Origin of the sequence: Pseudomonas sp. PNPG3 (assembly GCF_023093815.1) — a bacterium.
Taxonomy (GTDB): Bacteria; Pseudomonadota; Gammaproteobacteria; order Pseudomonadales; family Pseudomonadaceae; genus Aquipseudomonas; species Aquipseudomonas asiatica.
The window spans coordinates 1-10250 of sequence record NZ_JALLKV010000094.1; the positions used below are offsets into that span (position 1 = coordinate 1).

General features: G+C 52.7%; 9 protein-coding genes. 7 read left to right on the forward strand and 2 right to left on the reverse strand.

The features are described from left to right. Window positions 1-425 precede the first annotated feature (425 nt). The gene (locus MJ643_RS29585; protein WP_247727214.1) at window positions 426-662 is read left to right on the forward strand and encodes a hypothetical protein; all 237 of its coding nucleotides are present in this window, start codon (window positions 426-428) and stop codon (window positions 660-662) included. A gap of 74 nt (window positions 663-736) precedes the next feature. Here MJ643_RS29585 and MJ643_RS29590 read toward each other — a convergent pair whose 3' ends face one another. After that, a complete protein-coding gene (locus MJ643_RS29590) occupies window positions 737-1954 on the reverse strand; it encodes a hypothetical protein (RefSeq protein ID WP_247727215.1) in 1218 nt (405 codons plus the stop codon). Window positions 1955-2830: 876 nt separating this feature from the next. Further along, a complete protein-coding gene (locus MJ643_RS29600; protein WP_247727217.1) occupies window positions 2831-3295 on the reverse strand; it encodes a helix-turn-helix transcriptional regulator in 465 nt (154 codons plus the stop codon). A gap of 292 nt (window positions 3296-3587) precedes the next feature. On the opposite strand from MJ643_RS29600, the gene MJ643_RS29605 reads away from it, so the two are divergent. The 6 genes from MJ643_RS29605 (at window position 3588) to MJ643_RS29630 (ending at window position 9811) form a co-directional block, all read left to right on the forward strand. Further along, a complete protein-coding gene (locus tag MJ643_RS29605) occupies window positions 3588-4319 on the forward strand; it encodes a metallophosphoesterase family protein (protein WP_247727218.1) in 732 nt (243 codons plus the stop codon). Between the two features lie 5 nt (window positions 4320-4324). After that, window positions 4325-4669: a hypothetical protein gene (locus tag MJ643_RS29610; RefSeq protein ID WP_247727219.1), complete on the forward strand. Its 345-nt coding sequence runs from the start codon at window positions 4325-4327 to the stop codon at window positions 4667-4669. 983 nt (window positions 4670-5652) lie between these two features. Then, entirely contained in the window at window positions 5653-5856 is a 204-nt protein-coding gene (locus MJ643_RS29615) for an MbcA/ParS/Xre antitoxin family protein (protein ID WP_247727220.1), read from the forward strand. A gap of 207 nt (window positions 5857-6063) precedes the next feature. Next, on the forward strand, window positions 6064-6783 hold the full coding sequence (locus MJ643_RS29620; protein WP_247727221.1) for a hypothetical protein: 720 nt from the start codon (window positions 6064-6066) through the stop codon (window positions 6781-6783). 527 nt (window positions 6784-7310) lie between these two features. Continuing rightward, entirely contained in the window at window positions 7311-7649 is a 339-nt protein-coding gene (locus MJ643_RS29625) for a hypothetical protein (RefSeq protein ID WP_247727222.1), read from the forward strand. 761 nt (window positions 7650-8410) lie between these two features. Next, window positions 8411-9811, forward strand: a complete 1401-nt coding sequence (locus MJ643_RS29630) for a hypothetical protein (protein ID WP_247727223.1) — start codon at window positions 8411-8413, stop codon at window positions 9809-9811. Window positions 9812-10250: the final 439 nt, after the last annotated feature.

A 10250-nucleotide genomic window follows, 5' to 3' on the forward strand; every position in this document is an offset into this window, starting at 1 on the left:
GGACACCATCGCCCTTAATGCTGGAGTTCGGAAGGTGAGTTCGCCGGACGCTTACTGATGACCCGATCATGATTGACGCGGTGAGGGCTATGGAGCGCTACTACCAGGCCAAGGAAGCTGGGAGGCCTGAGTCGGAAGTGGAACGGCTTCGGCAGGAGGCAGAGCAGCGATTTCAGTCTATCAGCGACTATCAGCTTGCTGCTCTGGGCCACCAACCCTTGAAGAGACATTAGCCGCAGACACGAAGCGAAGGTCGTCGTCGCTTCTGCCGCACCGGTTGCCTGCTTGGCATCTGAGAATTTCGGTTTGTGAGTGACGAACTGGCAGGGCAATGACTTTGTAGATTGAGGGGCCCTACAGCGCGGTGCAGCACCGCGCCGTAGAGCCCTTTTTCTCAGCTAATTGGCTGAACGCAGCTTGGCCCTGTGACTTCACTCATCGTCAACATCGACTTCGCCGGTATCGCAGCAGTTCGGGCACTCATCCACAACGATAGTTTCTTCGCCGAAGCAGGTGTGGCATTGAGCAAATGGTTTCTCTTCGGTTGGGTCAAATCCAGTGCCATCACAGTCAGGGCATTCGATTTCGATTGGGCCGCCACGACCGTGGCATACGTTGCAGGTTTTGGTTGTCATGTCTTGAACCTTTTGATCTGGGTTTGAAGCGGGCCGGGCCCACCTATAATCAGCGCCTAATGCCGGTAGGCTGGTTTGTTGGCCAGCTTAGGGGTCATGTTTTAACGGCGGCGATTTGCGAGTGCGAGCTCAGCAGAGTGGCGGCAGAAAGCCTCCGCTTGCGGGTACCGGGAAATTTTCTCCCGCAGAGCGAAAATTTCCTCGTTGCCCTGGCCCTGGAGCTCTGGAAGATCAGGAGCGAGGATCGACATGACGCACGCAGAAAAACCTTCGAAACCAAGCCTGGCGGCATATGTGCCAGCGGCAAGAATTTCTTGCGTTAGCTGAAGAATACGGGCGGGCTCTTCAGCGTCTCGCAAGGCGGCTATTTTGATGGTGTTGAAGGTTCTAAACAGCTCCGCGTGCGACTCGGAAGTGGTGAAGACTTCAGAACGATTGGGAGAGGTCTCATACTGATGGAAGACCTGGTCGATGACTTGCTCCGCCCGTTGCAAATTGATGCGGTTCGAAGCGAGCAGGTCGTGGTGCATCCGGGCGAGATGGATGCCGGCGTAGATGATCCCGCTTTCCCAAAGCAGCTGGAAAATGTTGGTGGCACGGGTGGTCTTTGCGAACTCGCTGGTGTTGGCCAAAGCCGTGGCAGCAATACCCAGGTTTTCGCGCATTGCAGGCCAGGCCAGTTTGTACCAGATGGCCGGGGTCAAGGAGGCTTCGTCTGCCACCTTGAGAAGCGCGAGGGCCTCGTAAACCAGGGTCTTAGGCAGTATCTCGGAGCTCCAGCTTGCATCCTCCAACTGAGGTGCTACCCGGTTGAACCATTCTGGTAGTTCGCCGGCGATTTTGGCTTGTAGAGCACGATGAATCGTTTGTGCAAGTTCATCGTAGGTGCGTGCCGTAGGCTGCCACATATCGACGAACTCACAGCAGATTTCATCCAGGCAGGAGGGAGGTACCAGGCCGAGAGCTGGAGATTGCTCCGAGATGAATGCGCTAAGGAGGGAAGCTTGCTGGGCGAGTCGTTGCTCTAGCTCAGGTACGCCAAGGTGTTCGTCCACTGGGATTTCAAGACTTGCCAAGTCATTGAAGCGTTTGCAACCCAGTGTGGCGGCTACGATGGTTTTGGTCGCAGGCAGCACTTTTTTGCCCGCTCTGCCTTCTGCCTTCCGCTGGGCATGCTCGGCTTCGCTGAGCTTCTGCTCAAACTCACTTAGTGCGGCGAAACGAGGGTAGTTAGCTTCAAGCAGTGTGCGAAGGCGTTTTTCAGAGCTGTTCTGGACTACAGAATCAAACAGGCGAGGGGTGACATTGGTCTCTTGCATGGTAAACCTCAACGAAATTATCAGGTACGGTCAGATGAGCCGCAAACGCAGCTGATTTCATCTGGCTCGGAATCGATTGATTCCAGTTGAGGGTAGAGCCGTCACCTGCGCAAATCCTAAGCCAGGTAAACGAGCAAAATCAACTCCAAAAAATGCCGGTGGCGCGCCACTGCGTCAGGCACTTCTGCTACAGGCGACGTATTTCCCTCACGCCAGATGCCTCAGGTCATCGCTCAAGCTAGGTGCTTAAGCTGATGAGTGATGTCATTTTGATGGTATATCGGTGATTTGTGAACAAATCCGGCGCGGATCCGCGCTGTAAGGGCGGCCAATGCGAGCGCCGGACAGCTGCCCAAGCATCTGGAGGGGCGAAGAAATTTCTTAAGGTACCTGCATCGCGTGATTACGCTCCCGGTTTTGCTAGGCCTGGAGCGAGATTATCTGACGACCCAGGTGATAGCCGAATACCTGGCGACGCACTGCATACCACAGATCGATGGCGTGGTCTTTAAATCGGCTCAGAAGGGGACGAGCACCAACATTGTGCGGTTCTCGCACGTGGCATGTGCACCCGAGTCGACGACATTCCTCTTCGACGGTGGCATGGGGCTGATGGGCGCCAAAGCATCCGATGCGCCGAGTATCGAGTATGTGCCGGGAAGCCTGGTGTACCACTCGATTCGTGGGTTGGTATACGACCCCAGCAATCAGCCGTTATCAGAGGATGCGCCCTTGTCTCGATCTGAGATACATGAGTTTTAGTTCACCCAAGCCAACGCCAGACATCTAGTGAGATGTCTGGCGCGGTGAAATTGCCTTGTTTAACGGGACGAGGTGGAGTTTTCTGGCATTGCAACGCCGCAAAAAAGGAAACACTCAGTGCCAGAGCAAGTGAACCGTGCCTTTGCTCATCCCAAGCTCCCGGGCCGCTGCGGACTGGGTCATGCCTTTGGCCTTGCACGCCTGCACCCGCGCTAGCTTCTCCGCATTTGCTGGCCGGTGAGGTTTACGCTTCACGAGCTTGCCATCCACCAGATGCGCCCGAATCACCTCAAGCTTCACGGCTTCACCCAGTTCATGGATTTCATCGTGGGCCCGCTGCAGGGCTTCATCAGCGGAGCATTCGTCGTGAGCGGATAGGGTGAGGGCAATCAGCGTCAGCGGCGACAAGCCGAGGCTGTGCGCGAGCTCATTCAGCTTGTCCAAGCTTACGTTGGAGCTGCCGTTTTCCAGGTGACCCAAGTAGGTGCGTGACGTGGCGGTGGCCACGTTTTCCTGCGTGCGAGACTGTGCGTCTCGGACGGATCGAAGCATTGCAGCAAAAGCCGGTTTCAGCGACATCGAACCGCCTCCCGAAAAGGCAAGGATCTGGCCATGTTGCTGCGTTCAATTACACCGTATATAGTTTGCGTTATTGAGCGATTCGGCAGTCCCGTTTCAACCAGGCGAAGTGCTGCAGAGGACACCCTTCTTTTACCGAGCAGATCGATGGACAGGGGGTGACTTCAATTTACCCCTAAATCGATCGCCCGGCAGAGCAGCGTTCAACAGCGCAGCAGAACAGCGTCAACGAACCAGCACGGTAGCGACAACGGCCAGGCCGACACGCCGCATAGATGTAAACGAGGTGAACGTGAAACTCCGTCTGTACAGCGACTTGCATATCGAATTTCACCCATTTGTCCCGCCGACGGTGGAAGCAAATGTGGTGGTGCTGGCAGGTGACATTCACACGCGAGCACGGGGTGTCGCTTGGGCGGCAGAGGCTTTCGATGTACCCCTTATTTACTGCTGCGGGAACCACGAGTTTTATAGGGGTCACCTCGAAAACACGCTGACGAAGATGCAGGCACACAGCGCGGGTTCTTCCCACATCCATGTGATGGAGAATCAGGCACTGGTGATGGGGGAGGTTCGATTTCTGGTGGCCACCGGGTGGACGGATTACAGTTCTATGGGTAATCAGCTGCAGGCCACCTATGCCGCGTGGGGGTGCATGAATGACTTCAAGCAGATCCGCACTCAGGAGTACCGCCGCCTTCGTCCCTATGACCTCATCCAGAAAAACCGCCAGAGCTTTGAGTGGCTCGATCAGCAACTCAGCGTCCCATTCGATGGGCGTACCGTGGTCGTCACGCACCATGCCCCGTTGGTGTCGGTGCTGCCTGAATACCTGGGGCGTGAACTTGGCCCGGCCTATGCGAACGACTGGGCAACGTTGCTTGAACGAGCCAATGTCTGGCTATTCGGGCACACCCACAAGGCGGTCGACTTCATGGCCCATGGGTGTCGCGTGGTGAGTAATCCGCGAGGTTACCCAGGTGAAAAAACGGGTTTTGATCCCTGCCTCATCCTGGATATCTGAATGCAATGAATTTTCGACTTTGGCAGGGCTTCGAACTGATCCAGAGGGACAGGGTGGTCACCGATAGCCTCAAGGCTTTGAGGACACTGCAGTGCCAGGCCGGTAGGGTCTCGACTGATTCTGATGAGGTGCTTGGACAGCCCCACATCGAAGCGCGAAGGCATGCAGCGTCACTCACACGGCAACAAGAAAACCAGATGTCTGCAGCTCAAGCGTGGGAAGGAAATGAGCACTTTGGCAACGAGATGCTGGGCAACCTGTGCAGCGAAGTGTTGAAAGAGGCGCGATGTTTTGACGGTCTAGGTTTGCCGTTACAGACGCCGCCGATCTCAAGTGCTATCGAAGGTTAAATGCGAGGCCGTGCAGGCGAGCGATAGCGGAAATTTTGGAGGGGAGGTAGGCACATGGGTAAGCAAAGAAATAGAACTGTCCATCAATTTCGCCAGGTGCACTGAGATGTCCAGCAACCTTGAACTTTTAGCTAGCCAGCTGTCACCAACAGAAACACCACCAGGGTTGGTACCTGGCAACGTGGAGCGGGCGATGGCTACGAATTTTGGCATCGCTATCACGGGCTTCCTTTGCTGTGTGATTTACGATGAGGCAATCAATTGCCTGGTTGGAATCGTATATCGCGAGAGTCGCGGGCGGTTCCATGATGGGGCAACAATCCGAACATCTCCGTTACGCGGGCGTATCGAGTATGGTGCGTACCATCTTTTTCGTACAGTGAACGGTAGCACTTATGTGGTGTGTGATTGGTCGCCGGACGGTGGTAGTCCTCAGTTCGAGGGCGCCCTTCACTGAGCCCCACATACCGAAATGAAGCGGTTGAATATGTAGCTCAAAGAAACGAATTAGGTAGGTACAGTGGAATCAGCGTTGGTAGCAGGACTTTTATCCGAGCACGGCCTTCCCGTAGAAGGGGATGGTCAACCAGATGGCGTGATTGTGCAAACGGCACGCGCAAATAGTCAGGGCCGACCGTTTTATATTGTCCGGGATTGGCTCCTACTCGACATCATGGTACCTAGTGATCTTGAAGATGAACTTAAAGCTATGGGCCTACAGCCAACGGTAGTCTTTGCCCACACTGTGGTGTACGACAGCAAGGCTGAAGGTTCCCGAGCAGGTGCAATTCGCTCTAGCTTCCAGCGTGTACTAGATGATTCCACTTTTGAAAGCATGAGTACGATTTACATCTTAGCCGGGCCAGGGACAAGAAAACATGTGAGCCTTCCTGCACTCCTAGCCTTGGAAAATTCCTGAACTCAACCAGTGCGCGCCATTCGCCCAAGTGATGAATGATCAAGGAGCGACGGAGTCATATTTCATGAAAACGGAAATGAATTTTGAGGAGTTGATTCGACGTCAGGCCGAGCAGGTGTTTGGCAGCAAAGCCAAGGCCGACCTCTGGTTGAATCGTCCCTTGGCCGAATTCGGTGATGTTGCTGCGTTGGAGCTTGCCCGCGATGAGGCTGGATATCTGAGGGTGAAGACTTTGCTCGACCGGATTGATCACGGGTATGTCTGCTGATCGAAGCATAGCCGTTGGCCTGATTGACCTGCGGTCTCTAGCTACAGGAGAACCACCCTCTAAATGGTTTTCGCATGTAGCAATAAAATGGAGTCCACCGGGTACTGTGATGAAACGGAAGTATTCCTTAAACTTCTCCGTAAGTTTCATTGTGTTGCGCGATTTGCCATTGAAACTAGTGTGCTCATCCTGCTTGAAGGGGGCGGCATGAAAGCTAAATATAGTGAGTGGGCCCGGTTTTGTCTGCGTCATCGACAAATAGAAGATGGCGCGGTGTTTGACTGTGCGCCCGTTGAGCTTCCCCAAATTGGCAAACCCACGGAAATTCGAGTTGCCGCCAGATTTTCGCACGGTAAGCAAATGAGTTGCTCGCTGTTCTTCGCACCGTTGGACGAGAGCGATCCGTTTCCTGTCGCTTCTCGTTACAGTCGGGCTCTTGAGGGCTTGAGGGAAGGGCGCTGCTTGTTAGTCCCAATTTCCGAAGATGTGGCGTGGACACCTAATGTATGGCCTGCGACGATTGAAGAGCTGAATGCTTTCGTTGCTAATGTGACTGATTCTCCACGATATTTTGAAGCGTGGGTCATACAAGAGCACAGAGAGTCAAACCAGCTGCTAATGGTGGTTGTAATCCAAAGTAACGTGTGTCATGGGTATTTGCTGGGATTTCCGAAAGTTGCTGGGTTAGGTGGGGTACGTGTGATCCCTATTTATTTCGAACGGGTTTCTGAAATAGCGAGCCAACCACCCATCCTAGTTAAGCTAGAGCTTCACGTTAAACATCTAGAGACTCTACTAAAACATGCCCGCCAGTTTCAGCCGTCGTCTGACGACCCGCAGGAGGAGAGACGGTTGCGAGAAGCGCTCCATGAGCTGGCTAATGCCTTAGAAAACTCTGCGTCTTCCAGCTTGGCAAAAGGCGTCTGATCCCTCGAAAAGCGGCCACTCGTTAGGCCCATCATCCATCTCCGGGCACCGGGTGTGGGGTGAGCACTGGTGAGTGAAACAGACTTTAGAAAGACGTTATGTAGTGTTCTGAGCTACCGAGGTCGCTCGGCTCTCGCTTTGCACCGGAGAGCCTCTATGTACCCACCATTCCGAGCACTGTTTTTTCTTTGCTGTTGGCGTCGTCCCAGTGTCCAGCAGCGCGGCTTCGGCACCGTTACCTGAAGAGATGTGGATTGGACAGCTTGGCTCAGCCCCACACATGTTCAACGAAACCCTCCCAACACGACTGGCCGGTTGGTCAACAAGGGGTATTGGTTTCTCATTCAAGATCATGTCATATAGCCACTAGCCGTCAGGGATGATCTATGCGCCGGCAAAAATTGCCAAATTGGCATCCCTGTTTTGCTATTAGTAACAGGGAGTGCCGCTGCGTATCTGTCCGTCTTGAAACTCGAAAATTTCCGCCAGTTTGGCCAAGCTGCCCGTGGCTTGGAGGTCTGCTTTACATGCGGTATCTGGTGAACAAGCACAGCGCTATCGTCATTGCGGAACATGCCATTAATCATAACTACCTAGCCCCGCTGTCTCTTGCCGGGCAGCCGCTGTCGAGCCTGATCAGTTTCGGTGAAGGCGGTACCGACGAGGCAAGGCTTGAGCAGATTCTTGAACGCCTAGAGCTCGGTTTGCTTGATCACGCGTCGGGTGAGTCTAGGGGCGTGTATGGTTTGGGTTCGAACAACGTGCTGTTCATGGCGTGTGAGCTACTTCTGCTTGGGAGGGAGCCCGATGGACTGCCGCTGCTTTTAGTGGAAGAGCCTGAAGCTCACCTGCAGCGCGCTGTGTAGCTGGGTCGTTCCAGTTGCCCTGGTGCTCGGTCTCTGGGGATGCACGCATCTTGTGCGCCGGTGGGGTGGCTCACATGGATGGCCAAGGCACTGCCGGAGAATGTAGCGCCGGCGGAGGGTTGATGGTCGCGTTGATTCCATTGCTATCACCGCCGATGCGATAGCGGGAGGCGTGCTGTGGAGGGAGCCTCATTGCCAACTGCCTTCGTTCGCCGTGTGCATAACAAAAATTTCGGTTTGGGCCTTGCAGCTGACCTCAGTGATACCTTGCTCAAATCCGGCCTTGTAGCCACCAAATTCTGTACGAGCTGAGCCCCAACCAGGGCCGGATGTGTTCTGACGGGAGGAGGGCTCTGAATTCGCTCTGCATGCTTCCGAAGCTGTTCTATTATTTCTTTTTGCATCCGAATGTGGATCATCACAAAAGATAGTTTCATGACGTTTTATGCAAGGGCTCCGAAGATTGTAGCTGATGTGCAAAAACGTCCGCAGCTGCTCCCAAGGCTACTGCTCCAAAAAATAGTACTACCTATGCATAACGACTTTGGGTTTTTCGCTTCTGGATGCTCGACGATGAAAAATTTACGTCTATAGTATCTTGGTGGCCATATTAATCAGTCTGAATAGCAATCTAGGCTCGCGTTTATTGGCCTTAGGGTTAGTTGGATTTTCTTGAGTGTTTTTGATCGGTATCCGCTCGTAAAATTCAACTAGTGAAACTTAATTGAAAAGCATTAATGTTTCTCTCGGCAGGAGGTTCTATGAGTAACGCCATTTCGGATCTTCAAGCTCAGTTTATTGATTTCGCTAAAGGCATGCCAGCTGTTGCGATCTCTTGGGATCAGATTTCGAGAGATGTTGATCTTGTTCTAGATGGACTGGCTGGTATAAACCCGGGAAGTCCATCGAAATACACCGGAAATATAGATATGCCAGTCTACGGGCTGGCATACTCATCGTTTGTTGTCAATTTATCTCTAACGGCAGGTGCTAATGCTGCAGTGTTAGAAGTAACAATTGATGTTAATGTCCACCCCAAGGGTAACCCGGGGGAGGTAATACGGTCATACCTAATTAAGTCGTCATCACCTGTATCCATTGATTTTGATGAGGGTGTAAACGAGTTGTACTGGAGATCGCAAGGCGGAGTAGCGCCGACTATTACCCCCAGTTGGGGCGCGGACGCTGATAGTGCACTGATGCATACACAAGTACCATCCCCCCAGAAAGATACATACTTGCAGGAGGTGGAAAGGCAAATAATTTGGTTGACTGGGCCGTCTTTTGTAAGGTTGATTGTTGATTTGCTGCCGAGATATAGCCTGACGGAGATTGTTCCTTGGTTAAGATTTAAACCATCTATCAAAGTGGATTTCGGTGGCTCACATGTAGTGATCACTTCCCTAAGAGCTTCAATTGCTGTTGGGGATTGCGCGGAGTCGACAATTGTAATTACCCCAGATCCTGACTTTCCATACGGAAATCCAGTCCCAAACCCAACTCTGCGTTCTGAACATATTGATATGGCTGTGTACTCACCAAAGACAAAATTGGTGGATTATGTATCAAAAAAAATAGAGCCAGCGATTATGGTTGCGGATTCGGGAGGAGGATCGATTAAGTGGCGCGTAGCAGGAAGCTTTGGATTGAAAAGTATTTTAGTTGAGTTGTCAACTGGGCAAGGGCTAAGTGGGGTTTTGAGTGTAAAATCTGTAATTGATTTCGTAGGTGCGGCCAGAGCATGGATTGATGGGCCATGCGGGACAAAAATTGCAGAGGTAGGAGCAAGTGTTATTGGGCAAGGAGAGCTCGAAGCAGATATAAAAGTAGACCTGGATACTAATACAGGCATGATCTCTGCTTTCTTGGTGGTGACTCATAGTGATCTACCAAATGTGGATTGGGATGTTAATACCCCAATGCCATGGCCAATCAATGAAGTTACGGCGCTGATTTTCGAAAATATTTCCGTCGATGAAGTTAGGAAGCTATCACGCTCCATCACTAAACTTGGAAGATGGGAAATGTTTGGGGTTAGTGATAAATATTTCAAATCTTTGAATAAATATGAATCCGCTGCTGCCGTATCCGAGGGGCTTTCAGGGGTGTCTGCATTCATTGGAGTGACGCGACGGAATATCGGAAAGCGCCCCCACCCGTAGAGTTTAAATACTGAAAAACAGTAGGTGGCAGGATGGCAAGCAAACCACCTACTGTTTCGGCCGCTCGGGATTTCCATAAATGTTCTGACCGCGTCCAGGCCTAAGACCATTACCTCTGCGGAGAGGCGATCAAGATCGTCTACGAAGATGACCAGGCGCTCGAAGGGCATCGAGTTCGCAGTGAAGCGGTGGATCGCACTCGAATAATTCGGGATTGGCTGGGAGGGAGACGCGGATGAGAAAGACTATGCAAGAAGTCATCCAAGCGGGTGAGCCGCTTATGCAGGAGGCTCTGAACGCGCTAAAGGCCTATCACGAGGCGATAGCCCATGGCAGCCCGGCTGATGAAGTGGAGCAGTTGAGGATAGAGGCTGAAAGACCTTTGTAAGGGATCCATGAACACCACATTCAAAGCCGACAGTTGATCCCTGAAGCTGTG

Bases quoted from the DNA above. Each gene is read 5' to 3' on its own strand.
- MJ643_RS29590 (WP_247727215.1), bottom strand. From the start codon at position 1,954: ATGCAAGAGACCAATGTCACCCCTCGCCTGTTTGATTCTGTAGTCCAG.
- MJ643_RS29600 (WP_247727217.1), bottom strand. From the start codon at position 3,295: ATGTCGCTGAAACCGGCTTTTGCTGCAATGCTTCGATCCGTCCGAGAC.
- MJ643_RS29610 (WP_247727219.1), top strand. From the start codon at position 4,325: ATGAATTTTCGACTTTGGCAGGGCTTCGAACTGATCCAGAGGGACAGG.
- MJ643_RS29615 (WP_247727220.1), top strand. From the start codon at position 5,653: ATGAAAACGGAAATGAATTTTGAGGAGTTGATTCGACGTCAGGCCGAG.
- MJ643_RS29620 (WP_247727221.1), top strand. From the start codon at position 6,064: ATGAAAGCTAAATATAGTGAGTGGGCCCGGTTTTGTCTGCGTCATCGA.
- MJ643_RS29625 (WP_247727222.1), top strand. From the start codon at position 7,311: ATGCGGTATCTGGTGAACAAGCACAGCGCTATCGTCATTGCGGAACAT.
- MJ643_RS29630 (WP_247727223.1), top strand. From the start codon at position 8,411: ATGAGTAACGCCATTTCGGATCTTCAAGCTCAGTTTATTGATTTCGCT.